The organism is Bradyrhizobium sp. 613_E4_N2_2, assembly GCF_052075995.1.
GTDB classification, from domain to species: domain Bacteria; phylum Pseudomonadota; class Alphaproteobacteria; order Rhizobiales; family Xanthobacteraceae; genus Bradyrhizobium; species Bradyrhizobium barranii.
The window spans coordinates 936,649-962,296 of the sequence record NZ_CP197234.1; the positions used below are offsets into that span (position 1 = coordinate 936,649).

The 25,648-nt window shown below is 64.1% G+C and carries 18 protein-coding genes; 10 read left to right on the forward strand and 8 right to left on the reverse strand.

The window, feature by feature from the left end; translation table 11 throughout:
- Positions 1 to 40 precede the first annotated feature (40 nt).
- Positions 41 to 1,297, forward strand: a complete 1,257-nt coding sequence (locus AB7290_RS04395; protein ID WP_085398846.1) for an aminopeptidase — start codon at positions 41 to 43, stop codon at positions 1,295 to 1,297.
- Positions 1,298 to 1,310: 13 nt separating this feature from the next.
- On the opposite strand, the gene AB7290_RS04400 is transcribed toward AB7290_RS04395, so the two are convergent.
- Positions 1,311 to 1,865 carry a hypothetical protein gene (locus AB7290_RS04400; protein ID WP_085398847.1) on the reverse strand — a complete coding sequence of 185 codons (555 nt, stop codon included), beginning with the start codon at positions 1,863 to 1,865 and terminating at the stop codon, positions 1,311 to 1,313.
- 238 nt (positions 1,866 to 2,103) lie between these two features.
- On the opposite strand from AB7290_RS04400, the gene AB7290_RS04405 reads away from it, so the two are divergent.
- Positions 2,104 to 2,559: a cupin domain-containing protein gene (locus AB7290_RS04405; RefSeq protein WP_028157215.1), complete on the forward strand. Its 456-nt coding sequence runs from the start codon at positions 2,104 to 2,106 to the stop codon at positions 2,557 to 2,559.
- An 80-nt stretch (positions 2,560 to 2,639) separates the two neighbouring features.
- Here AB7290_RS04405 and AB7290_RS04410 read toward each other — a convergent pair whose 3' ends face one another.
- The 5 genes from AB7290_RS04410 to AB7290_RS04430 all read right to left on the reverse strand — a co-directional run bounded on the left by AB7290_RS04410 (position 2,640) and on the right by AB7290_RS04430 (position 7,585).
- Complete coding sequence (locus AB7290_RS04410; protein WP_085398848.1) at positions 2,640 to 3,692, reverse strand: amidohydrolase family protein; 1,053 nt, start codon at positions 3,690 to 3,692, stop codon at positions 2,640 to 2,642.
- Between the two features lie 112 nt (positions 3,693 to 3,804).
- Positions 3,805 to 4,326 carry a hypothetical protein gene (locus tag AB7290_RS04415; RefSeq protein WP_085398863.1) on the reverse strand — a complete coding sequence of 174 codons (522 nt, stop codon included), beginning with the start codon at positions 4,324 to 4,326 and terminating at the stop codon, positions 3,805 to 3,807.
- 65 nt (positions 4,327 to 4,391) lie between these two features.
- A complete protein-coding gene (locus AB7290_RS04420; RefSeq protein WP_071916860.1) occupies positions 4,392 to 5,207 on the reverse strand; it encodes an MBL fold metallo-hydrolase in 816 nt (271 codons plus the stop codon).
- Between the two features lie 105 nt (positions 5,208 to 5,312).
- Positions 5,313 to 6,839 carry a permease gene (locus AB7290_RS04425; protein ID WP_085398850.1) on the reverse strand — a complete coding sequence of 509 codons (1,527 nt, stop codon included), beginning with the start codon at positions 6,837 to 6,839 and terminating at the stop codon, positions 5,313 to 5,315.
- Positions 6,836 to 7,585 carry an ABC transporter ATP-binding protein gene (locus tag AB7290_RS04430; RefSeq protein WP_085398864.1) on the reverse strand — a complete coding sequence of 250 codons (750 nt, stop codon included), beginning with the start codon at positions 7,583 to 7,585 and terminating at the stop codon, positions 6,836 to 6,838. Before AB7290_RS04430 ends, AB7290_RS04425 begins: the two co-directional genes overlap by 4 nt.
- A gap of 263 nt (positions 7,586 to 7,848) precedes the next feature.
- Between AB7290_RS04430 and AB7290_RS04435 the strand changes: the two genes are divergently transcribed.
- The 6 genes from AB7290_RS04435 (at position 7,849) to AB7290_RS04460 (ending at position 14,666) form a co-directional block, all read left to right on the forward strand.
- Positions 7,849 to 8,724 (forward strand): branched-chain amino acid ABC transporter permease, encoded by an 876-nt coding sequence (locus tag AB7290_RS04435; RefSeq protein WP_085398851.1) that lies wholly within the window; start codon positions 7,849 to 7,851, stop codon positions 8,722 to 8,724.
- A 5-nt stretch (positions 8,725 to 8,729) separates the two neighbouring features.
- Complete coding sequence (locus AB7290_RS04440; RefSeq protein ID WP_085398852.1) at positions 8,730 to 9,881, forward strand: branched-chain amino acid ABC transporter permease; 1,152 nt, start codon at positions 8,730 to 8,732, stop codon at positions 9,879 to 9,881.
- Complete coding sequence (locus tag AB7290_RS04445; protein WP_085398853.1) at positions 9,878 to 10,636, forward strand: ABC transporter ATP-binding protein; 759 nt, start codon at positions 9,878 to 9,880, stop codon at positions 10,634 to 10,636. Before AB7290_RS04440 ends, AB7290_RS04445 begins: the two co-directional genes overlap by 4 nt.
- A 3-nt stretch (positions 10,637 to 10,639) precedes the next feature.
- Positions 10,640 to 11,428, forward strand: coding sequence for an ABC transporter ATP-binding protein (locus AB7290_RS04450; RefSeq protein WP_085398854.1), 789 nt, complete (start codon positions 10,640 to 10,642; stop codon positions 11,426 to 11,428).
- A 118-nt stretch (positions 11,429 to 11,546) separates the two neighbouring features.
- Positions 11,547 to 13,385: an AMP-dependent synthetase/ligase gene (locus tag AB7290_RS04455; protein ID WP_085398865.1), complete on the forward strand. Its 1,839-nt coding sequence runs from the start codon at positions 11,547 to 11,549 to the stop codon at positions 13,383 to 13,385.
- A gap of 81 nt (positions 13,386 to 13,466) precedes the next feature.
- Complete coding sequence (locus AB7290_RS04460) at positions 13,467 to 14,666, forward strand: ABC transporter substrate-binding protein (protein ID WP_085398855.1); 1,200 nt, start codon at positions 13,467 to 13,469, stop codon at positions 14,664 to 14,666.
- A gap of 200 nt (positions 14,667 to 14,866) precedes the next feature.
- Here AB7290_RS04460 and AB7290_RS04465 read toward each other — a convergent pair whose 3' ends face one another.
- On the reverse strand, positions 14,867 to 15,991 hold the full coding sequence (locus tag AB7290_RS04465) for a lysozyme inhibitor LprI family protein (protein WP_085398856.1): 1,125 nt from the start codon (positions 15,989 to 15,991) through the stop codon (positions 14,867 to 14,869).
- 504 nt (positions 15,992 to 16,495) lie between these two features.
- Here AB7290_RS04465 and AB7290_RS04470 point away from each other — a divergent pair.
- Positions 16,496 to 17,419 (forward strand): helix-turn-helix domain-containing protein, encoded by a 924-nt coding sequence (locus AB7290_RS04470; protein WP_085398857.1) that lies wholly within the window; start codon positions 16,496 to 16,498, stop codon positions 17,417 to 17,419.
- Positions 17,420 to 17,431: 12 nt separating this feature from the next.
- On the opposite strand, the gene AB7290_RS04475 is transcribed toward AB7290_RS04470, so the two are convergent.
- Positions 17,432 to 18,163: a transglutaminase-like cysteine peptidase gene (locus tag AB7290_RS04475; protein ID WP_085398858.1), complete on the reverse strand. Its 732-nt coding sequence runs from the start codon at positions 18,161 to 18,163 to the stop codon at positions 17,432 to 17,434.
- A 620-nt stretch (positions 18,164 to 18,783) separates the two neighbouring features.
- On the opposite strand from AB7290_RS04475, the gene AB7290_RS04480 reads away from it, so the two are divergent.
- Complete coding sequence (locus AB7290_RS04480; RefSeq protein ID WP_085398859.1) at positions 18,784 to 25,596, forward strand: VCBS domain-containing protein; 6,813 nt, start codon at positions 18,784 to 18,786, stop codon at positions 25,594 to 25,596.
- The last annotated feature ends 52 nt before the right edge of the window (positions 25,597 to 25,648 follow it).

Consider the following 25,648-nt stretch of genomic DNA (forward strand, 5'->3'; position numbering starts at 1 on the left):
GACTTAGATTGAACGAGAGAGCTTCGGCAGAGGACCCCGCATGATTGATCACCGCAATTCCGCCGTTCCCATCGATCCCGTGAAACTCGACCGGCTGGCCGAGGTGGCGGTGAAGGTGGGCCTGGGCTTGCGGCCGGGACAGGATCTGCTCTTGACGGCGCCCGCGATCGCGCTGCCGCTGGTGCGGCGGATCGCCGTGCACGCCTACAAGGCCGGCGCCGGTATCGTGACGCCGATCCTGTCGGATGAGGAGATGACGCTGGCGCGCTACCGCCACGGCCAGGACAACAGCTTCGATCGTGCCGCCAACTGGCTCTATGAGGGCATGGCCAAGGCGTTCTCCGACAACACCGCGCGGCTCGCCATCGTCGGCGACAATCCGATGCTGCTGTCCGGCGAAGATCCTTCCAAGGTGGCGCGCGCCAGCAAGGCCAATTCGATAGCCTATCAGCCGGCGCTGGAAAAAATCGTCAATTTCGACACCAACTGGAACATCATCGCCTATCCGAGCCCGTCATGGGCCAAACAGGTCTTCCCAGATGATCCCGAGGACGTTGCGATCGGCAAGCTGGCAGACGCGATCTTCGCGGCCTCCCGCGTCGACCGCGAGGATGCGATGGGCAATTGGGCGAGCCACAACGCGGTGTTGCGCGAGCGTACCAACTGGCTCAACGGCCAGCGTTTTCGCGCGCTGCAATATTCAGGTCCCGGCATCGACCTCTCCATCGGGCTTGCCGACGGACACGAGTGGGAGGGCGGCGCCTCGCTGTCCAAGAACGGCATCAGTTGCAACGCCAATATCCCGACCGAAGAGGTTTTCACCACGCCGCATTGCCGGCGCGTCTTTGGCCATGTCGTGAGCTCGAAGCCGCTGTCCTACCAGGGCACGCTGATCGACAACATCGCGGTGCGCTTCGAGGACGGCAAGATCGTCGACGCAAAGGCATCGCGCGGCGCGGAGGTGCTGAACAAGGTGCTCGACACCGACGAAGGCGCGCGGCGTCTCGGCGAGGTGGCGCTGGTGCCGCATTCCTCGCCGATCTCGCAGAGCGGGCTGTTGTTCTACAACACGCTGTTCGACGAGAACGCGGCCTCGCACATCGCGCTCGGCCAGTGCTATTCGAAATGCTTCGTCAACGGCGCGCAGCTGACGCCGCAGCAGATCGCCGCGCAAGGCGGCAACCAGAGCCTGATCCATATCGACTGGATGATCGGTTCTGCCGAGACCGACATCGACGGCATTCTCGCCGACGGAAGCAAGGTGCCGGTGTTCCGCAAGGGCGAGTGGGCGAAGTAGTCCGTTCGTTCTCTTACGCCGCCGCGTTGCGCAGCATCCGGTTGTTGTCGATGCTGAAGCGGTTGAACAGCGTCGTGAACGGGCTGCCGTCGGTGGCCCGCACGATGGCGTCGGACGTGGCGACCGCCTCGTAACGCGCACCGATGGGATCGTCCGCCTCGGGCAGGTCGAGGCCGCCGCGAATTTCCTCGCGGGCCGCGTTGACGTCATCCTCCTCGTCCAGTGTCGCCTCCAGCGCATCCGCCGCGCGCCGCATCTCCGCGAGATCGCCGCCGGCGGAGAATTTGAGGATGTCCAGCCAGTAGGGGCGGGCGACAACGAGCTGGATGAAGGCCTCGAACGTGCCGGCGATAATTCCTGCGCGGCCCTCCGATGAGACGTAGAGCACATTCCGCGACGGCAGCAGCACGAAGGTGCCGCCGCAGCCGTCGCTGCCGATCTGCCGGGGGTTTTCGACGCCGTCGATGGTGAACCAGGGCTCATCTTCGGTTGCGAAGGAAACATCGAGGCTGCCGAGCCACGCGACGACCTCGCCTTGGGCTGTCAGAACCTCCGGGGTGAGGGGCATCGGTGTGGGCTCCTTCGCTGGTCACTTTCGCGCACTTTGTCGCACCCCGGAAAAAATGGGTTCATGTGCGCGAATTTGCAGGCAAATCCCGACGTTAACCTCTTCGCACTGCAACTTGCGGCTGATTGTCGGCGCCTGCGTAAGAAAGAATTAAAAACCGGCTACTAGCGTTCCAACATCTTTGGAAACAATCCGGGCCCAGACCCGGCCATACATATTTTATTCCCTGGGGAAGCAGATGTCGCCGTCATTGATTGAAATCAGCAGTTGCAACGTGGATCTCGAGCTGCGGCCGATCGAGCCGTCCTGGATTATCGAAGGCAATCCGGTGTCGCGCTCGCACATCCTGTCCACCAGCGCAGACGGCACCGCCTCGACCATCATCTGGCAGTGCACCGAAGGCCGCTTCAACTGGTACTACGACATCGACGAGACGATCATGATCATGGAAGGATCGATCGTGCTCGAAAGCGACGGCATGCCGCCGAAGCGCTATGGGCCCGGCGACGTCATCTTCTTCCGCGACGGCGCGCATGCCAAATGGCATGTCGAAGGCCACGTCAAGAAGATCGCCTTCTGCCGCAAGACCAATCCCGTGATGATCGGATTCCTGATCCGCGTCGTCAACAAGCTCAAGCGGATGTTCGTCTCCGCCGGCGAGCGCCGCCCCGCCTCGCTGTTGGGGGCTGGCTAGAGTTCAAGCATATCCAAGGACGCTTCCCAGCGGCCACGACGGAAGAGGGGCCGGGACCGACATCCCGGCCCCTCTTCTCGTCATGACGGCAGTTCGAGCCGGTAGACATCGGTCGCCGTCTGCGAGAACAGCGCCGTCTTCTCGGCCTCGCTCAAGGGCGCCGCGATACGCTTGAACGCGTTGAAGATCACCTGGTAGCTGCACTGGCCCTTGTCCGGCGGGAAATTGCTCTCGAACATCGCGCGCCTGGGGCCGAACGCCTCGATGCAGGTCTCGACATAGGGCCGCCAGGCCGCGGCAAGCTCCTCGGATGACGGCGGCTTCGCGCGCAGATGGAAGTCATAGCCGAGCAGGCACATCGCGAGCCCACCGAGTTTCACCGAGACGTTCCCGCACTTCGCGATCTCCTGGATCGAGGCGCGCCATTGCGGAAACACCTCTTCGCGCCGCCCGGCAAAGCGACCGACGCCGGCCGGGCCGCCGCAATGGTCGAGCACGATTTTGGTGTCGGGAAAGGCGCGCGCGAGCTCGGTCAGCTCGCCGATCTGCGGGTGAAACAGCCAGGCATCGAAGCTCAGGTTCAGCGGTGCGAGGCAGGCAAAGCCTTTGCGGAAAGTCGGATCCCGCAACAACCCCTTCGGCCGGTTGGCATACATGCCGGCGACGACAGGGTCTTCGTCCCAGGCCGAGGAATGCCTGATGCCGCGGAAGCGGCCGTTGCCCGCCGCGATCTCGGCTTCCAGCACCGGCTTGGCGGCATCGCCCAGCAGCAGGTTCACGTGGCTGACGATGCCGGCGCAGATCGCGGCCGTGCCGTAGCCGCCGCTTGCGCTCATGGCGGCGACGCCGTTGGCGAACTCGACTTCGCCGACCGGCCGGAATGCCTCGGGCCCGTGCGCGCGATACATCGAACGGCAGTCGACATAGACGGTGGCGATGATGTTGTGCCCGGAGGCGATATCGGCCGCCATCTCCTCGATCAGATAGCGATGCCCGCGATTCCAGAGATGGTGATGAGGATCGACGATCGGCCGCAAGGGATCGATGATCTCCTCCTGATATTGCGCGAGCCAGTCCTCGCGCGGCTCGACGAATAGCCCGCTCGTGTTGGCGGGCACACCGCTTGCAGCCATCGGCATTCGCTCCCTTATGTTTTTTGTGGGGGGAGCCTAGCACCTCGTCTCCGCATCCAGCTGCGCGTGCTGCGCAACCGCACCCGTCATCGCGAGCACAGCGACGCCGTCGTTAGCCCTTGCGCCGCTTCGCCCTCACATCGACCACAAGCCGCCAATCGACGGCGGCTGCCGGCTTCACTTCGCCGAGCCAATGGAAGGAATCATCGGTAATCTCCGTGAAACTCCAGCGTGTCAGGTCGCCCGCATCGGTCGTGCCTTCCTGCACGATGTCCGCGCCGCGCGGGTGGCCGACCTGCTGGCGGAACACGCTACGACCGGGATCGAACCAGGAAATCCGCCACGCGGAAATGGAGGGGTCGTAGACCCGCAGCGTCGTGCCGTACCAATTGCCGGCGATCGCAAACGCCGGCGCAGCCGCTGGGCGAGGGATGATCCAGACATCCTGAACGGCGCGGCCTTCCAGCACCCAGCCGAAATGGATTTCGCCGGGCGCGGTGTGCTTGGTTCCGTCGGGGCCATGAGCGGTGATCCCGGCATCCCAGTCGCCGACGAAGCGGCCGTAAAGCTGGAGCGCTGCCGCGTGCTCGGGGTTCGGTCCGTCCGCGTGCAAAAGTCTGGCAAAGTCGGTCATGTCGATCTCCTGTCGTGAGGAGATCAGCACGAACGAACGCCAATCGACTTGGAGAAAATTGCGCGTCAGACGCCGTCGAGGATGATCACTGTCGGCGTCGTCGGCAGCGCGTCCCGCGACATCCGGAAGGAGCGCTCGCTGCGCCGGTCGATCTCGAACTGGCGGCCGATGAGGTGCATGAACTCGTCGAGCGGGGTGGCGAAGCGGTGCATCGGCAGCACCACAGAGGCGCGCAGCCGCTTGGTGATCTCGGAGACGCCGTCGAGCGACATGGTGTAGGTGCCGTCGATCGGCACCATCACGATGTCGAGCCGCCCGATCTGGGCGAAATGGGTTTCGTCGAGCTTGTGGTGGAGATGGCCGAGATGGCCGATGCAGAGGCCGGCGACCTCGAAGATGAAGATCGAATTGCCGTCGCGGATCATATCGGTGCCGGAATCGTCACCGAAATAGCGGCGGATGTCGGTCGTGACGTTGCGGATGAAGGTGTCGCCGATGCGCTCCGACACGACGGCCGGCTTGCCGTCCTCGCCCCAGCCATGCAGCACATGGGGAATGCGCTTGTCGGGAAATAAAGAGTAGTGGGTGCTGTGCGCCCGGTTCATGGTGACGACATCGGGCAGACGTCCGACCTGGTAGGCGCCGCTGTAGTCGGTCGCGATGCGCAAGCCGCCGGGCGTGTCGATGAAATAGGTGGAATGGCCGGCATAGGTGATCTGGACTTCAGCCGAGCCTGCGGCCTGCCGGAAGGCGGCCGGCATTGCGCGGGGCATGGCGTTTGCCATCGCCAGGCATTCGCTCCGCTGAGGTGGCTGCTGGGCGAGAGCAGGAGAGAGGAATGCGCCGAACAGCGCCAGAGCCGCTGAAACCAGTCGCCGCATGAATCCGTCCCCGATGACTTCGGAAGAAGTCTAGCGTGCAATGCAGCGCGTGGCCAATAGGCAGCGATCAACAGCGCGTCAGTGTCGCAGCCTTACTCCCGGCTTTTAGTTGCGCCTTGGGCTGAACTTCCAGGTGATGGCGATGAGGCCCGCGGTGATCAGGCCGCTGATGAGGCCGGCGATGGGGAGGGCGAGCAGCAGCGCTGCGCTGGCGGCCCAGCCGATCGAGGAGAAGGCTTCGGCGAAGGTCGCGAGCCGCGACGAGGTCTGGCGGCGGCGGAATTGGCTGCGCCGGGCCTGCACGCGGAACCAGAGCTGGATTGCGGTGGCGGAGGCCGCGCTGATGATGACAGCACCGGCACTGACCGCGGCCTGGAACGGCGAGGCGAAAGCGAGTGCCGCGATCAGCGGGCAGAAGATGGCGGCGATGGCGATCAGCACCACCTCGATCTTGGCGCGGATGACGCTGGACGGCGTCAGCGGCGCGGTCGCGACCAGGTCGGGCGCGTCCTCGCCCGAGATCGTCAGCCAGGCGAGCCCGCCCGCGAGCTGTCCCGCCGCCATCACGATGACAGGTGTGATCAGCGTCAGCGCCGCGGAGCTGTCGGCAAAATTGCGCCAGAGCAGCAGCGCCGGCGGCACCAAATAGAGCAGCTGCATCAGCGTCTGCGAGATCAGCCAGGGATCGCGCCAGAGCAGCGAAAATTCCTTGCGCCGCAGCGCCTGTTGCCGCGATCCGCCGCGGAACGGGCGCTGTTTCGCGGCCTTGCTGCCGGAGGCGCCGTAAGCGGCGGCATCGATTGCGGTATCGGCAAAGCGGTGCGAGAAGACCGCCATCACGCTGCCGAGCAGCACGAGCCCGAGCGCCAGGAGCAGCAGCAGCGCCTCGCTGTCGCCCATGGCCGCCCGCGCCGGCCACCACCAGATGCTGTCGACGTCGGGCGCGTAGGCGGCGAAGCTGCCCGAGGTCAGGATGGTGAAGCGCGACAGCGTGCCATAGGACATGATCGCGGCGACCTGGAGCGCGATCACGAAACCGGCGCCGATCATCGCGGCGAGGACCTGGGCGACGAAGCGCGTGCGCGCCGGGCCGATCAGGCGGAACAGCAGGATGGTGATGGCGATCGCGATCGCCGCGGCCGAGAGGCCCATGGCGACGACGACGCCGAACGCCGCGAGCCAGCGCGCGCCGCCGCCGATCACCAGCACGTCGATGAACGGCGTCGAGAACAGCAGCGCCATCACGGTGACGGCCAGTGCGATCGCGGCGATGCGCACCGAGAACAGATTGGCCAGCATCGCGGGCGAGGACATGATCAGGTCGAGATCGGCGCGGGCGTAAAACACCCGCGTCACCGATTCGATCGCCTGCGACAGCATCAGCGTCCAGGCGAGAAAGATCGTCGCCGAGATCACGATCAGCGAGGATTTGTCGAGCGGCAGCTGCAGGTCGGCGAAGCGGCCGATCACAGCCCAGGCCGGTACGTGTAGGAGGGCCGCGAAGAACAGCAGGCCGATCATTGCGGCGCGCGCCCGCTTGCGCCGCCCGCCGGTCATCATGGCGAACCATTCGCGCCAGGCGAGCCGGAGCTCGTGGCGGGCAAACCAGGACAGTGCGGTTGCCGAGCTCATGCGGCTTCCGGAAGCGTGACCAGCGCGATGAAGAGATCTTCCAGGCTGGTGTCGGCATGGCCGTTCTGCTGGCGCAGCTCGGTCAGCGTGCCCTCGGCGACCAGACGGCCCGAGGCGATCACGCCGATGCGGTCGGCCATGCGTTCGGCCACCTCGAGAATATGCGTGGTCATGATGACCGTGCAGCCGGCGCGGACGCGCTCGCTCAGCAGCCCCTTCACGTGGCGGGCGGAAACGGCATCGAGGCCGGTCAGCGGTTCGTCGAGGATGATGAGGCGGGGATCGTGCACCAGCGCGCCGGCGAGAGCGACCTTCTGGCGCATGCCCTTGGAAAAGCCTTCGCAGCGTTCGTGCCGGTGCGGCTCGAGCCCGAGCGAGGTCAGGAGGTCCTGCGCGACCGGTTCCGAGACCGACGGCGCGATGCCCCAGAGCCCGGCGACGAATTCGAGGTACTCAAGCGGCGTCAGCTTGTCGTAGATCATGGGCTCATCGGACACCCACGCCATCACCTGCTTGGCGGCGACGGGATTTGCGAGCGCATCGATGCCGAAGATCGTGACCGCGCCGGCATCGGGCCGCAACAGGCCCGCAACCATGCGCAAAGTGGTGGTCTTGCCGGCGCCGTTGGGGCCGACCAGCGCATAGAATTCGCCGGCGTGAATAGTGAGATCGAGGCTGTCGACCGCCAGACGGTCAAAACGCTTCGTTAACCCCAGGACTTCCAGCGCCGATCTGTCCGGCTTCATGACGGCCATACCATCCGGTTTTGCATCGCTCGCGACCATGATCCCAAGATGTTTCGGCACCGTGAATCTACGGCCCACAAATTCCGCCATCCGGTTGCTACTAATGGCAAGTCACCGTTTGTTGACAGCGCTGGACGGTTCAGGCTGAATTGGCGTCGGGACAAATGGCGCTAACGCGGCGAAACGACCGCGTAGCGACTGGACACAAGATGCAGCAAGGCGGTCGCGAAGAGCCGCCGGTTGTATCGGGAGGAAGCGCGGCGATGCTGGATTTCGTTCAGCAGCTGGTCAGCGGTGTTGCGCTCGGCTGCGTCTACGGCCTGATCGCGCTCGGCTTCGTGCTCGTCTACAAGGCCACCGAGGTCGTCAATTTCGCCCAGGGCGATTTGATGATGCTGGGCGGCTTCTTCGCCTTCACCTTCATCGGCATGATGGGACTGAACTACTGGATCGGCTTTGCCGGTGCGGTGGCTGCCATGGCGTTGTTCGGCATGCTGGCAGAGCGCGTGGTGGTGCGGCCGATCCTCGGCTATCCGCAATTCTCCATCATCATGGCCACCATCGGCCTCGGCTATTTCTTGCGCTCGGTCGCCGGGATGATCTGGGGCACCGACGATCTGAAGATCGAGACGCCGTTCAGCCATGGCGTGCTGCGCGTCGGCTCGCTGGTGCTGGCCTATGACAAGCTCTCGGTGATCGCCGCGACGATGATCCTGTGCGCGCTGCTCTGGCTGTTCTTCAACAGGACCACGCTCGGCACCGCGATGCGCGCCAGTTCCGAGAATATGCTGGCGGCCTATTACATGGGCATCCCGGTCAAGCGCGTAGTGTCGGTGGTCTGGGCGATCAGCGCGGCGGTCGCGACCTGCGCCGGCGTGCTGCTGGCGCCGATCACGTTCATCCATTCCAATGTCGGCCTCGTGCTCGGCCTCAAGGCGTTTCCCGCCGCAGTCCTCGGCGGCTTCGGCTCGATCCCCGGCGCGGTCGTCGGCGGCGTGCTGATCGGCGTGATCGAGAGCATGGCCGGCTTCTATCTGGCGGAGGGCTGGAAGGACGTCGCGCCCTATCTCGTGCTGCTCGCCGTGCTCTTGCTCAAGCCTGAAGGCCTGTTCGGCCTTCACGTCCGCAAGAAGGTCTGAACGCCATGCGCTTCCTGTTCAAGACCGACTATGAGGACGACATCAAGCTGTTCCCGCATTCGGGCTACGTCGTCTCCTACGGCATCCTGCTCGCGCTGCTGCTGATCGCGCCCTATGTGCTCTCCAGCTATCTGATGAGCCAGCTCGTCTTCGTCTGCATCTACGCGACGGTCGGTGTCGGCCTTCTGATCCTGACCGGTTTTACCGGGCAAGCCTCGCTGGGCCACGCCGCGTTCCTCGCGATCGGCGCTTACACGGCGGCATACTTGCAGAAATACAACGTGCCGTTCCCGGTCTATTTCCTCGCCGCCGGTGCCCTGACCGGGTTGATCGGCGCGATGGTCGGCTTTCCCGCCCTGCGCCTGACCGGCATCTACCTCGTCATCGCCACCATCTCCTTTGCCCTGATCGTCGAGGAGATCCTGGCGCGCTGGGAGAGCGTCACCAACGGCAACGAGGGCATGCGGGTCAAGACATTGTCGCTGCTCGGCGTCACCGTCCCGCGCGACAGCCCGACCTTCTATTTCCTCTGCCTGGCCGTGCTGGTGTTGACCATCGTCGGCACGCTCAATCTGCTGCGCTCGCCGACAGGGCGCGCGTTCGTCGCGATCCGCGACAGCGAGACCGCGGCGCGCAGCATGGGCGTCAACGTCGCGCTGTACAAGGTGAAGTCCTTTGCGATCTCGGCGGCGATCACCGGCTTTGCCGGCGTGCTGTTCGCGCACAAGCTCTCCTTCATCTCGCCGGAGATGTTCACGCTCCAGCTCTCGATCGAGTTCATCATCGTGATCCTGATCGGCGGCACCTTCAGCCTGCACGGCGCGGTGCTGGGCGCGATCTTCATCGTGATGATCGACCCGTTCCTGACCTATCTGAAGGACGACTTGCCCGGCATCATCGCCGGCATTGCCGCGACGTTCGGGGCGGGCGCGGCGACTGCGGGCAATATCCAGTCGAAAGTCGCGGCCTTCGCCTCGCTCAACGGGCTGAAGGGCGCGATCTACGGCATCATCATCGTGCTGTTCGTGCTGTTCGAGCCGCTCGGGCTCTACGGCCGCTGGCTCAAGATCAAGCTCTTCTTCCAGCTGTTCCCGCTCTACAAGCGCGCGACCTTCAAGCGGCAGAAGATCTACGTGAAGTCGGAGCGCAACCGATGAGCTATTTTCGCGCGGAGAACCTGTCGCTGCATTTCGGAGGGCTGAAGGCGGTCGATGCGGTATCCTTCGCGGTCGAGAAGGGCGAGATCCTCTCGATCATCGGGCCGAACGGTGCCGGCAAGAGCTCGATCTTCAACCTGATCTCGCGGATCTACCGGCCGACCACGGGCCGCATCTTCTTCGAAGACCAGGACATCACGGAGCAGCCGCCCTACGACATCGCCAGGCTCGGCATCGCGCGAACCTTCCAGAACATCGAGCTGTTCGAGAACGCGACCGTGCTCGCCAACCTCCTGGTCGGCCGCCACCGTCACTCGACCACCCAGCTCTGGCAGGAGCTGCTGTTCCTGCCGAGCGTGCGGGCGAACGAGAAGGTGCATCGCCGCAGGGTCGAGCAGGTGATCGAGTTCCTCGATCTCGAACCCTATCGCGACAAGCTGATCTCCGGCCTGCCCTACGGCGTGCGCAAGGTGATCGAGCTGGCGCGCGCACTTTGCTCGGAGCCGAAACTGATCCTGCTCGACGAGCCGTCCTCCGGACTGAATGTCGAGGAGACCGGCGACATGTCTTTCTGGATCCGCGACATGAAGAACGAGCTCGGCGTCACCGTGCTGATGGTCGAACACGACATGTCGCTGGTCAACCGCGTCTCCGATCGCGTCATCGCGCTGAACTATGGCCGCGTGCTGGCGATGGGCTCGCCTGCCGAGGTGCAGCAGCATCCCGATGTCGTCGCCGCGTATCTGGGAGCCTGACGCATGGATGCCGCCGTCACGCCCGACATCATCCTGAAGCTCTCCAACATCGAGAGCTATTACGGGCCGATCATGGCGATCCGCGGCATCTCGCTGGAGGTGCCGCGCGGCCGCATCGTCACCCTGCTCGGCGCCAACGGCGCCGGCAAGACGACGGTGCTGAAGACGATCTCGGGCATTCTGGATCCGCAGAAGGGCACGATCGAATTCATGGGCAAGTCGATCCAGCGTATGGAGGCGGACCGGATCGTGCGGCTGGGTCTCAGCCATGTGCCGGAGGGGCGCGAGGTGTTCCCGTTCCTCTCGGTGCGTGAGAACCTGATGATGGGGGCGTATCCGCGCCGGGATCGTGATGGCGTCGCGGAGGATCTGGAGCGCGTCTACGGCTATTTCCCGCGTCTGAAGGAGCGCATCAACCAGCCGGCCGGCCAGCTTTCCGGCGGCGAGCAGCAGATGCTCGCGATCGGGCGTGCGCTGATGAACCGGCCGACCTTGCTGCTGCTCGACGAGCCCTCGCTCGGCCTGTCGCCGCTGCTGATGAAGGAGATTTTCACCATCATCCGCCGCGTCAACGAGGAGCAGGGCATGTCGATCCTGCTGGTCGAGCAGAACGCCAAGGTGGCGCTGGAGACGGCGCATTACGGCTACGTGCTCGAGATCGGCCGCGTCGTGATGAATGACACCTGCGACCGCTTGATGCATTCCCAGGACATCCAGGAATTCTACCTCGGCGCCAAGGAGGCGGGCGCGCGAGGCGAGCGCCGCTGGAAAAAGAAGAAGACCTGGCGCTGAAGATTTGGCGCCGAAGACTTGGCGCTAGGGGAAGGCGTTAAATGGATTGGCCCATCCGCAACGACAGACCGCCGGCAAGGCAGGCAGCGGAGGGGAGAGCGACAAGGAGGAGACGCGCATGGCCCGACCGGCGGTGCTGACGGTCGCTGATACGATCGCGAAGAGCTTCTTGCGCGCCGCCGAGACGCGGGGCGACAGGCCGGCTATTCGCGAGAAGAAATTCGGCATCTGGCAGCCGACCAGCTGGCGCGAGTGGCTGGAGATCTCGAAGGAGATCGCCTACGCGCTTCGCGCCTCCGGCTTTCTGCCCGGCGACGTCGCCTCCGTCATCGCCAATGCCGTGCCGGAATGGGTTCATGCCGACATGGGGATTTTGTGCGCCGGCGGTGTTTCCTCTGGAATCTATCCGACCGATGCATCCTCCCAGGTCGAATACCTGGTCAACGATTCCCGGACCAAGGTGATCTTCGCCGAGGACGAGGAGCAACTCGACAAGGTGCTCGCCTGCCGCGCGCGCTGTCCGTCCCTGCAAAAGGTCATCGTGTTCGACATGGAGGGCCTCAGCGGCTTCTTCGACGACATGGTGATGTCGCTCGACGAGTTCCGTGCGCTCGGCCGCAACCACATGGTCGGCCGCGAGGCGCTGTGGCAGGAGATGATCGACAGCCGCAGCGCGGACGACCTTGTCATCCTCGTCTACACCTCGGGCACCACCGGTCCGCCCAAGGGCGCGATGCACGCGAACCGCAGCGTGACGCACCAGATGCGGCATGCCAACGATTTCATCTCGGCGCGGGAGGACGAAGACCGGCTGATCTTCCTTCCGCTCTGCCACGTCGCCGAGCGGGTCGCCGGCTACTACATCTCGGTCGCACTCGGCTCGGTGATGAATTTCGCCGAGAGCCCGGAGACGGTGCCGGACAATCTGCGCGAGGTGCAGCCGACCGTCTTCTTTGCGGTGCCTCGCATCTGGGAGAAGTTCTATTCCTCCGTCACGATCGCGCTGAAGGACGCGACGCCGCTCCAGCAATGGGTCTATCGCCGCGCCATCAAGGTCGGCTATCGCATGGTCGATTGCCGGATCGAGGGCAGGGCGCCCCCGCTCTCGCTGCGCATCGCCAACGGCATCGCCTACCGGCTCGCGTTCCGCAACATCCGCCGCATGATGGGGCTCGACCGCTGCCGCATCGCGTTCACCGGCGCTGCGCCGATCGCACCAGAGCTGATCCGCTGGTATCTCGCGCTCGGCATCGACATGCACGAGGTCTATGGCCAGACCGAGAACTGCGGCGTCGCGACTATGATGCCGGCGGAACGCATCAAGTTCGGCTCGGTCGGCACTGCCGTGTCCTGGGGCGAGGTCGCGCTGTCGCCCGATGGCGAGATCCTGATCAAGGGCGACTTCCTGTTCATGGGCTATCTGAATCAGCCCGAGAAGACCGCCGAGACCATCGACCATCGCGGCTGGCTGCACACCGGCGACGTCGGCACCATCGATAACGAAGGCTTTGTCCGCGTCACCGACCGGATGAAGGACATCATCATCACCTCCGGCGGAAAGAACGTCACGCCGTCCGAGATCGAGAACCAGCTCAAATTCTCGCCCTACATCTCGGATGCCGTGGTGATCGGCGACAAGCGGCCTTATCTCACCTGCCTCGTGATGATCGACCAGGAGAATGTCGAGAAATTCGCCCAGGACCACGACATCCCCTTCACCAATTATGCGAGCCTGTGCCGCGCGGCGGAGATCCAGGACCTGATCTGGCGCGAGATCGAAGGCGTCAACGGCAATTTCGCCCGCGTCGAGACCATCAAGAGATTTTACCTGATCGAGCGCCAGCTGACCCCGGAGGACGAGGAGCTGACGCCGACCATGAAGCTGAAGCGCGGCTTCGTGAACAAGCGTTACGCTGCCGAGATCGAGGCGATGTATCGCCAGCGCGCGGTGGCGTGACGAGCCTGCCAGTTCGAGAAAGCGAAGGAGCTGTGGCCCCCGCCCTTCGCACCATACGGGCCCAAAGGAGAGGAGACGTCAATGTCGAAATCGTTCAGCACGCTCGGCCTTGCTGTGAGCGCCGTGGTGCTCACCTGTCTGCCGGCCGCGGCGCAAACCAAGGTCACCAACGATGGCATCTCGGCATCCGAGATCGTCATCGGCACCCATCAGGACCTGTCGGGGCCGATCAAGGGCTGGGGCGTCCCGGTCTCCAACGGCATGAAGATGGCGGTCGAGGAGATCAACGCGGCCGGCGGTGTCCAGGGCCGCAAGATCAAGCTGGTTGTCGAGGACTCGGGCTACGATCCGAAGAAAGCGGTGCTGGCTTCGCAAAAGCTGATCGAGCGCGACAAGATTTTCGCGATGGTGGGACCAATGGGATCGCCGACCGTGCTCGCTGCGCAGGATATCCTGCTCGACGCCGGCGTGCTTCAGCTCTTCCCGCTGACGGCGGCCGAGTTCACCTTCAAGTTCGATCCGGCCAAGCCGCAGGAGCGGCTGAAGTTCAACAACCTCCTGCCCTATGTCGAGAGCACACGCGCAGCGCTCAAATACATGATAGAGGCAAAGAATTTCAAGAAGCCGTGCATCCTGCATCAGGACGACGAGTACGGCAAAAACGTGCTCGACGGCTTCAACCAGCAGCTCACCGCCATGAAGCTGCAGCCGGCCTCGATCACGAGCTACAAGCGCGGCGCCTCCGATTTCAGCGCGCAGGTCGCCAAGATGAAGTCCGACGGTTGCGACCTCGTCGTGCTCGGCGCGGTCCTCCGTGAGCCGATCGGCACGATGGGTGAAGCGAAGAAGCTCGGATGGGACGTCACCTTCCTCGGCGCCACGCCCGTTAACGTGCTCGAAGTGCCGGCGCTCGGCAAGGAAGTGGTGGAAGGCTTGTATTCCGCCTCGAACTTCGAAATTCCCTACGAAGACACCGCGAAGGGAAAGGTGAAGGACTGGCTCGTCAATTACAAGAAGATGTTCAACGCCGACGCCAACACCCAGGCGATCATCGGCTACAATGCGGTGATGACGTTCGCGCATTATGCCAACAAGGCCGGCAAGGATCTCACTGGCCAGAAGATGCTCGACGCGCTGGAGTCCGGCGACAAGTTCCAGGATATCTTTAATTCGCCGCCGACGGTGTTCTCGAAGACCAACCATCTCGCCACCACCGTCACCCAGGTGCAGCAGGTGAAGAACGGCCGCTGGGTGCTGGTGAAGGACAATCTGATGTTTTGATGGCTTCGCTCTTGCGGCGCTGACGGTGCACCCTCTCCCCTTGCGGGAGAGGGTGGCTTCGCGTGAGCGAAGCCGGGTGAGGGGTCTCTATCCTCATGAATGGTCGTGCGAGTGGAGAGAACCCCTCATCCGGCGCGCACGATGTGCGCGCCACCTTCTCCCACAAGGGGAGAAGGAAGAAAGCACGCCACGGGGAGAACCTACGATCCCCCACCCGCCGTGCCCGAATTCACCGGCGCGAGCTCGTCTTCCCGGCAGCGCCAGCCGTCGGCGGCTTTGACGAAGGCGAAGGTCCGCTGGATTCTCAGGCGGCGCGTGACGTTGAAGGCTTCGCCGGATCGCTCCTTGCTGCCGAGGCCGGGCTGCGGACGGCCCGTCCTGGGGTCCCAGCAGGTGCCGGTGCAGGTGGAAGCGACCTTGCTGCACATGGTGAAGGGCGCCAGCACGACCATCTCGATCTCGCCCGTGACCTGCGCCTCCTGGTCGGTCACCTGGCTGTCGAGCGCGTAGACGCGGTTGATGCGGAGGAAATTGCCGCACGAATTGGCGGCGTGAATCCGTGCGGCGCAGAAATCGACGGCGTCGGTGTCGGGCGAGCGCGCCGCGACCTGCCGGCCGAACACTTTCTTCGGATCGCCCTTGGCGGCGGCGATCTCCTCGGTCTTGCGCTTCAGATGCTCGGCGAGACAATCTTCCGCGGACGAAAGCTCGGCAAGCGGCACGTTCTCCTTGCCGACGAGATTGCACTTGCGATCGCGCTCTCTCGTCCATCGGCCGTATTCGGCGAAGGCAAAGCGGGCCGCGGTCGGGTCCAGCCTGCCGATCAGGCCCAGTACCTGGCTGTTGAGCTCGGTTTCGGCGAGCGCCAGCGACGGGTCCGCGCAGATCAGCGCGCCCGCGGCCGTGTTGGCCGCGAGACAATCGAAATCCGGATCACGCACTATTGCGGCGCGCTCTTCGGTGACCTTGAGAAGGCACGCCTTCACGCGGTCGAAATCGTCGGCGCGGATCGCGGTCTGGCCAACGATGCCGCAGCCGAGGTTGCGCTGTCGGATCCAGATCGCATTCTCCTCGATCGCGGGGAGGCGATCGGGCAGGCGGGCGAGCCGCGCCTCGATCGCCGTGCCGAGCTTCTCGGCGGCGGCGGCCAGCTCGGCGTCACCGCAGAACAATTGATTGCCGGGATCGCGGATCTGCTGGCAGTTGTTTCGGGCAAATAGCGGCAGCCTGTCGGCGATGGAGCGGTCAGACGGGCCCGATTGCGCGGAGCCTGGTGCCGCCGGCAATACCAGCAGCGCAAGCACAGACAGCAAGATGAACCGCATTCCAGACGCCCCCGCAAAGGCGCCATGCTAGCGCCCCGGATCGCGCGGCGAAACGGCTTTGTGGCGTGACGGTTTACGCGAGACCCGTAGCCCGGATGGAGCCAACGGGTCGGCGCAAAGCGCCGCCCGATGACAGGCTCCGCGTAATCCGGGGCCGGTGCTAGTGGTTAGGGTGCGTACTCATAAAGTCGGTTGCTGCGAGTCGGCCACCTGATGTCTGCTTCTCCCCCAACGGCGGCGCGGGAGCGGACATCGCGGCACTTCGCCTTCGGGCCAAAAGCGGAAGAACACAAACCAGCTGGTCATTGGCCGAGCTGCCGCGGAACCTGCGAAACCTTGCCCTGCGGCACCATGGTCCCGCACTATCCGAGAATGCAGGTCGATCTGAACGCGCGTTTCGTCTAAACTTGCAGCAGGGTCACTTTGGGAAGAGACCCCAGATCCGTATTCCTGAGAACGCCTCGAACGCTCAAACCAGACCCTCTCAACGGCGAGAACAGGTCCATGAGCAAACCTCGCTTGCGAGATATTTCGCAGAATCCAGACACTTCCCAGTTGCCGATCGGCGAGTGTCCCGATGCGGAAATGACGCGCGTACTCAAGACGAAGCCCGTTCACATGGCGTCATCATCCTGCGGCGCGATCACACTTTGGAAGCATGATCCCCTCCACGACGTCGTCAAGCCCATGGACGATCACGTCATCATGACGTTCCCCGCCGGGTCGGTGCGGTTCGAGCGCCGTAACGGGAAAGCATTTGTGAATGGAATGACGCGTCCCGGGACCGTGACAGTCATTCCGGCCGGTTCGAGCTCACGATGGGACATTTACCAGCCTCTGAATGTCGTTCAGCTCTACCTGCCGCACGCAACGCTCCAGCGCGTTGCCCACGAAGCCGACGTGGCCGCTCCTGGTGATCTCGTGGAGCGAACGGTCCATCCCGACCCCGTTACATCCCGATTGCTCCTGAGTGCTGCGGATGTGCTGGAAGGCAGCGCGGCCTTGGATGCCCTGTTCAGGCATCAGATGACTGATCTTCTGGCGACGCGCCTGCTGGTTGCCCACGCAGGTTCGCCTGTAACGGTCCAGCCGGTCACCGGCGGGTTGTCGCCCAAGGTGCTGTGTCGCGCCATCGAACGCTTGCGTTCGGACAGCAATGCGGACGTCTCGCTCGCGGCGCTGGCATCCGATGCCGGCCTTTCGCGCTTCCATTTCTGCCGCGCCTTCAAGGGAAGCACCGGGCTGTCGCCGTATGCCTGGCTACGCCAGCACCAGCTCGAGCAGGCCATGAACATGCTGCGCGACACCGACGACTCGATCGTGTCGATCGCAGCCGCGCTTGGTTATTCCTCGCAGACCGCCTTCGCTGCGGCATTCAGGAAGCTGACCGGCGAGACCCCGAGCGGTTGGCGGCGACGCACGCGGTGAACATCTTCTTCGTCAGTGCGCCTCGGGCGCGGCCATCGACAACCGCACGGGTTCGTCGACATATTTCATCACGGCGGACTGGTAGAGCACGAACAGCGGCTGGTAGGTCTGGGCCGCGTCGTCCTCGACCATCGCCATGCGGCGGTTGTCGAGCATCAGCCAGTGGCCGTCGAGCCTTGCTGCGGCGACCGCATGCTCTTCGCCGGCCCTGACGTCACGCACCACGACGATGCGGAGGTCCTCATTGGCAACGCCGGCGAGCCGCAGCGCGGCCAGCTTGGCGATGGCATAGTCTTCGCAATCGCCAGCGCCCCGCGCAAAGGTCGCGAGCGGCGAGCTCCAGACGTCGTCGGCGCCGTCATTGGCGGCCCGGATGGCAAGATTGATGGCGCGATTGGTCTCGCCCAGCTTCGCGCGGCCGTCGCGGCTGCGGGCCTGGTCGACGATGGCGATCAGTTTGAGCGCCGCGGGCGACGCGCAATTGTCCCGGTCGCCGTCGCACAGCGCGAGCTGCACCATGTCGTCGTCGAGCTTCTGCTTCAGCGCGAACCATTTCTGCTGGAGGCTGCCGGAGGAGATAGCGAAGGCGAACACGCCGAACGGCTCGGCGGATTTGCGCACGAGGACGCCGGCCCCAGGCGACAGCAGCGTGCCGGCGCGGAGCTCGGCGGCCGATCCAAGCAGGATCAATCCGCACAGCACAATGACAGCGCGCCAAGCGCGCGAGCGAGCAGCGGTCTCCATCTGACATCCCCTTCCAGCTTCGCCAGGTCCCCCTCGACCTGGTCGTGCCGGGCTTTGTTGCTTTCGCGGAGATAGTGCGAGACGGGCCGTTTTGTTCTGCTTAATGCGCCCGGCAGGGCTCCCAAAACCGTGGGACAGGCTGAAACGGGCCTGTGCAAATTGCGTAAAATTTTACGATTCGCCGGCTAGGAGGGCTCCGTCGCCGCGAAATGGAACCAATTGCGGGCTGAAGCTGCGGGAGGGCTGATTCTACCGCTTATGGCTAACAGCCCGCTATTTCACGGGTTCTGTTAGTTGGGTCACAGATTCTGCCCCGTATTTGCCGCAGGATGCTGCGGGGAACTACGAACAAAAGATGACACAAGTATCCGTCGTTCGATATGGGCGACTGGTTACTTTGGATGACTGGGAATGCGTGAAAATAAGCCGAAAACCGACCTCGGAATATTTAAAGAATTACTTCGACTTCTCTGTGAAGGCGCCGCTATTGGAGACTCCTCCAGCCAAGTGATGGGAATCACACAAGCAATAGATGGTTTCGCTAAGGACTTGGTAATGCTATTCAAGCTTAGGCGGTCGTTACTTACTTAGATTTTAACTCTTTTTGCGGTGCCCCCCGGTTGAATTACGCTGGCAAATTTGACGCCACGATTCCCCTTGATGGCGAGGGTTCCCGCTCGGCCGCGGACGTTCATGTCGATTCCTTTGCGGCCAAGACTTTTATCGCCAAGCCTTTTGTCGCGAAGGCGCACGGTCACGTGCCCGACGGCACGTTCGTTGTTCCCGATGCTAACCTGATCTTCAATGGCGAGTTCAAGCGCGCAGGTCTCGACCTCGTGCTGTCCCACGAGGGGCATGAGTTCGTCGTTCACGATTATTTCAAGGGCGACAAGCGCGCAGCGATCGCCTCGCCCGATGGCGCCCATCTCACCGGCGACGTCGTCAACGCGCTCACGGGCCATGTGCAGGTTGCGCAGGCCGCGCCCGGCATCGCCGCCGCGCAGGTCATCGGCCACGTCACAAAACTCTCCGGCAGCGCGACCGCGGTTCGCAACGGCGTCTCGGTCACGCTGAACAACGGCGACAATGTCGAGAAGGGCGATGTGGTCTCGACCGGCGCGGATTCGACGCTCGGCATCACCTTCATCGACGGCACCGTGTTCGGCCTGTCCTCCAATGCGCGGATGGTGCTGAACGAGATGGTCTACGACCCCAACGGGTCGAGCAATTCCTCGCTGCTGAGCCTGGTTGCGGGCACCATCACCTTCGTCGCGGGCGAGACCGCCAAGCACGGCGACATGAAGATCGACACGCCGGTCGCCACCATGGGCATCCGCGGCACGGCGGTTCTGACCCAGATCAACTTCGTCGTTCCTGCCGGCGGCGGCGATCCGCAGCCGCAGGCGAGCTTCCAGGTGCTGGTCGAGCCGAACGGCACGACGGGCTCCTACATCCTGTTCGACAAGGTCACGCTGCTGCCGATCGCGACGGTCAACCAGGCCGGCCAGATGATCCAGATCAGCGGCGGCAATGTCTCGATCACCAACGGGCTGCTGTCGCCGGACGTGCAGAAGCTGATCACGGACGTGTTCACGCTGAAGTTCACCGACAACAACACCAACACCAAGCTGACCACGAACTTCACCGACACGATCACGCAGACCAGCGACGGCCTGGTGATCAAGACGCCGGCCGGCTACATCGCGACCGCGCTCTTCACCAACCTCGGTCAGCAGGGACCGCAGGGGCCCAGCGATCACACGACGCCTTTCAACCGTTACCCCGGCAAGCCTCTGTCTCAAAGCCTTGATCTCAACGGCAATGTGAAGACGGCGTTTGCGCTGACCGAGCGCGCGGACACGACCGGCGACACGACGCATTCCGACACGATCTCCGGCCGGATCACCTTCGTCGACCAGAACCTGGGCGACAGGCCGACGGTGAGCGTGAATCTCGCCGATGCGCCGAACTACGTCTACAAGAGTGCCGGCCAGGACGTCACCGGCACGCTCTCTGCACTTCAGAAGCAGGACATCGCGGCGACGCAGATCCAGATCAGCGTCGCCGCCGACGGTGGCAACAACAACAACGGCTCGGCGGTCTGGACCTACACGATCCCCGACCACGTCTTCGACTTCCTCGCGGCCGGCGAAACGCTGACGCTGACCTACATGGTCCGCGTCGACAACAATTTCTCGGTCAGCCCCGAGACCGCCTTCATCCCCATCACGATCACGATCACCGGCACCAACGACAAGCCGGTGATCACCACCAGCGTTCCGGTCATCATCTTTGAAGGCGGCACCAGCGTGCCGGGTGGCCCGCTCACCAGCGATGTGCCGACGACGGGCACGCTGAACTTCGACGACGTGGATCTCACCGACAAGCATACGGTGTCGGTGGCGCTGACCAGCGCGACCCTGCCTGATGGCACCGTTCCGCCGGGCCCGCTCGCGGCGTTCCAGAGCGCGATGTCGGTCGCGATCGCGGCGGGCGCCGACAGCACCGGAGACGGCACCGGCACCATCAACTGGTCGCTGGCCGATCTGCCGGTCTATCTCGCCGACTTCATCCCGAAGGGTGAGGTGCTGACGCTGGTCTACACCGTGACGCTGACGGATTCGCACGGCGCGACCTCACAGCAGACCATCACCGTCACGATCACCGGCACCGACGCGCCCGCGGTGGTGTGGATCGCGACCGACAAGGCCGGCGCTCCCTCCGGCGGCTTCTGGAAGGACGCGGCGAACTGGGCAACCGGTACGGTCCCGACCATCAATGACGACGTCATCGTCATCACCGATCAGCTGCACGGCCTGACGCCGTCCTATCCGGTGACGATCGACACCGCGGCCTACGCCAAGTCGCTGACGATGAACGATTTCGGTGGCCCGCCGCCGAAGGTGATCGTCCAGAGCTCGCTGACGATATCAGGCGCGCTCAACATGGGTGCCGATTCGATCCTCACGACCGCCGCGACCGGAACGATGTCGGTCGGCGGCAAGGCCGAGATTCTGGGCACGAGCGTGCTCACCAATGCCGGCTATCTGACGCTCGCGGGCGGCGGCGATTTCGCCAGCGGCACCAAGATCACCAATTCCGGCACGATCGAGCTGTCCGGCGGCACGCTGAAGACGCTCGCCACGATCCACAACGCCGGCGGCTTGCTGAGGGCCGATGCCGGCTCGACGCTGATCGTCGATACCGCGACGGTCGATGGTGGCACCGTCAGCATTTTGGGCACGCTGGAGCTCGACGGCACCAGCCTGATCGAGAACGGCACGCTGAACAATTCCGGCACCGTCAACGTCAAGGGCACGGTCGAGTTCGCCCACGAGACCGTGTCCAACACCGCGGCCGGTGTGATCGAGGTGCTGGCCAATGGCTGGCTGACGATCCATCAGGGCTCCAGCGTTATCAATGACGGTCAGATCACGGTCGATGCCAGCGGCAAGCTGATCGTCAACAATGCGACCATCGGCGGAGCTGGTGCGGTGATCGACACCGGCGGCGGTGATGACGAGGGAGGCCCCGTCCTCAACGTCGGCATTCGCGGCGCAGGCACGATTACCAACAACGGTGAGATCGATCTGACCGGCGATGCCGTCCTGAGCGGCGGCATTCTGAAAAACAATACCGTCTTCAAGGTGAGCGGTGCGCGCAATGCGCTCAGCGGTGAGACCGTCACCAATGCCGGCATCATCGAAGTGCTCGCCAACGGCGCGCTCGCGATCGAGCAGGGCTCGACCGTCGACAATTCGAGCGGCGACGTCATCGTCGACGGCAATGCGGTCCTGACGCTGGACAATGCCACGATCAGCGGCGGCGCCATCAAGGGTGCCGGCACGATCGACGTCACCGGTGCCAGCAAGATCGACAGCGCCGCCACGCTCAGCGTCAGTGCGGTGACGGTCGAGAGCGGCGTCACGCTGACGCTGGACAACGCGACCGTTGTGGGCACCGCGATCGTCAATCACGGCACTGTCAATGTCGATGCGAGCAAGACGCTGACGTTGAACGGTGCGAGCCTGGCCGGTGGCACGCTCACCATCGCCGGCACGCTGGAATCGACCGGCGCGAGCGCCATCGACAACGCCGACGTCGGCAACACCGGCACGATCTCGGTCACCAGCGGCGCCCTGACGATCGATCCCGGCATCCTTCACGCCATCACCAATCACGGTCTGATCGAGGCAGTGACCGGCGGCACGCTGAAGCTCACGGCCTCCACCATCGCCAACGCCGGCGGCATCATCTCGGTCGACGGCGCGTCAAAGCTCTATCTGACCGACGTCTCGATCAACGGCGGCAGCCTGACCAATGCCGGCAACCTGTACAGCGTCGCCGGCCTCAATACGATCACGGGCGGCGTCACCAACACCGGCACCATCGAAGTCCAGAGCGGTACGCTCAACCTGTCCGGCGGCATCACCGGCACGGGCACGCTGATCATCGACGATGACACGACGCTGGAGCTTGGTGGCGCGGACGCGCAGACCGTCACCTTCGCCGGTGGCACCAATACGCTCGAGCTCGACAAGACGAGCCATGCCTTTACCGGCACTATCGCCGGTCAGGCGACGACCGGCGGTACTTTCACGGTCACCGGCGATGCCGACATCAATTCGGGCAAGGGCGACGCGCTCGACTTCACCGCTTCGGGCGGGACGATCGGCCATCGCGGCAATATCGTACTGACCCCGAGCGGTACGCTGACCGGCGCGACCAACGGCATTGTCGTCACTCAGAACGGCATCGGCGACATCTCGCTGACGACATCAGGCGACATCACCGGCCAGACTGGCAACGGCATCGTGCTGCATGACGGTGCGAACGGCGCGGGCAATATCACGGCGACGATCGGCGGCGGCGTTTCCGGCGCGGTCGGTCTCGACATCGTCTCCCATGGCAACGGCGCAGTCACCGTCACCAACAACGGGCACATCACCGGCACGACCTCGTCCGGCATCAATGTCGACCAGGACGATGCGGGGGCGACCGGCTCGACGCACATCACCAATACCGGCTCCGTGGTCGGCGCCGATGGCGTCGCTGCGATCTCCATCCAGGAGAACGGTACCGGCACTGCGACTATCATCAACTCCGGCACCATCGGGCCAACCGATGCCGGCAGCGTGACCTCATCGACCTACGCGATCGTCGAGACTGGTGGCGAGATCACGATCAACAACGCCGGCCACATCAACGGCAACATCTCGGTCGCCACCGCCACGTTCAATAACAACGCAGGCGGCACCTGGACGGTCGCCGGCAGCGGCGTGTTCGGTGATGCGTCCTCGATCGTCAACCACGGCGACATCGATCTGCACGCGGCCTCCATTTCCGGGGCCGATCTGACCATCGAAAATTATGGCGACATCGACAGCTGGGGCACTGCGTCGATCACGGGCGACATCACCAACACCGGCACTGGCTCGATCGAGGTTCACACCGGGACGCTGACGCTGTTTGGCTCGCTGTCGGGCTCGGCCACGGGCGCGGTCGTCGTCGATGCCGGCGCGACGCTCGAGGTCAAGGGTGCGGTATCGCAAACGATCACGCTTGCCGGTGACGGCGCCGAGCTGGAGATCGATACGAAGGATTTCGGCGGCTCGATCGCGGAGCTGTCCGCGAACGACAAGATCGACCTGACGATGATCAAGTGGGGGCCTGGCACCAGCGCGGTTTATGTCCCGGATGCCGACCACCCCGCGAGCGGCGGCGTGCTGACGGTCACCGGCGACGATGGCAAGAGCATCAGCCTGACCCTGGTCGGAGACTATCGCGACGCGCACTTCGCGGGCAGTGATGAGGGTGGCCACACGCTGATCACGATCCATGCGGACGACGATGCGCCGGCATTCACCACCACGGACGTGGCGCAGCTGACCGCAAGCTTCTCCGAGCAGCCTGATACCACCGGTTCGTCCTCGACGATCGACCCGTCGCCGGCCGCGACCGGCTCGATCGACTTCAAGGACATCGACCTGACCGACCGGCCGACGGTGACGAAGGTCGACCAGGACGTGACCTGGCTCGACGGCGCCACCGACCTCACCGCGTCGCTCACGCCCGACGAGACCGCCGCGTTGAAGAACGCGCTGACGTATCAGCTGACCGGCAAGAACAACGGTACCGTCACCTGGCACTATTCGATCGCCGACAACGCGCTCGATTTCCTCGGCCAGGACCAGACGGCGAAGGTCGTGTCCACCATCACGCTCGATGATGGCCGGGGCGAGACCACCACGACCGACGTCACCATCACGATCACCGGCAAGAACGACGCGCCGACGCTCGACAGCGCGACGCTGGCCGCCGTCGCCGGCAACGACAGCGATCCGGCTGGCAGCAAGATCCGCGATCTCTTCACGAACAAGTTCCATGACGCCGACACTGGCGCGACCTTCAAGGCCATCGCGGTGACGTCGGACGCCGCGACCGCCGACCAGGGCGTCTGGCAGTACAAGGTTGGCGGCTGCTGGGTCGATGTCGACTCGGTCGGTGATGCGAATGCGCTCGTGCTGAGCTCCGCTACGCTGATCCGGTTCGTGCCTGCCGACGGATTCAGCGGCGAGCCTGGCGCGCTGGGCGTCCACGCTCTCGACGACACCTATACAGGCGCCATCACCACCGCTGGCTCGACGGCGACGATCGATCTCACGGCGACGGGCACCGGCGGCACCACGCCGATCTCGCACGACATCACCACCATCGGCATGAGCGTGACGCCTGCCATCGGCCCAGTCATCAACACCGAGAGCTTCCACGTCGAGCACATCCGCGAGAACAGCAACGATATCATCACCGATCTGGTGGTCACCGATACCGATTCTGGCGCGGCGACGGACATTTTCACCGTCACGGTGTCGACCTCGCATCCGGATACCAGCAGCGTCAGTGCATATCCGACGACGGGCTCGCTCGAGCAGATCAACACCGGCCTCGCAGAAAGTGCCGGCATCACCTACGACCCGACAGGCGCCAGCACCGAGCAGTATCCGCAGCCGCCCGCAACGGACAAGATCACGGTGACCGTTGCCGACTCGACCGGCCATTCCGACACCGTGAACTTCATCTTCGTCGAGGGCGCCAACAGCCAGGGCGTCCGCCTGGAGGGCACCGACGGCAAGGACGTGATCTTCGCCACCGAGTCGAGCGACACGCTCATCGGCGGCGGCGCCAAGGACCAGTTCGTGTTCGCGCCGACGTCGTCGCAGTCCACGGTCCAGCACAGCGTCGACGATTTCGAGATTGGCCTCGACAAGATCGACCTGCGGCAGTTCGGCAGCATCAGCTCGCTGGACGACGTCAATATCGCTCCGCAATCGGGCGGCGCCCAGATCACGCTGGACAACCACGAGACGATCCTGCTGAAGAACGTGATCGCGGCAAATCTGAAGGCCAGCGATTTCATCTTCCACATCACCTGATCGCCGCCGGGGCCTCCTGGCGGCCGGCTCGCAGCTTGACCGCGGCAAAAAA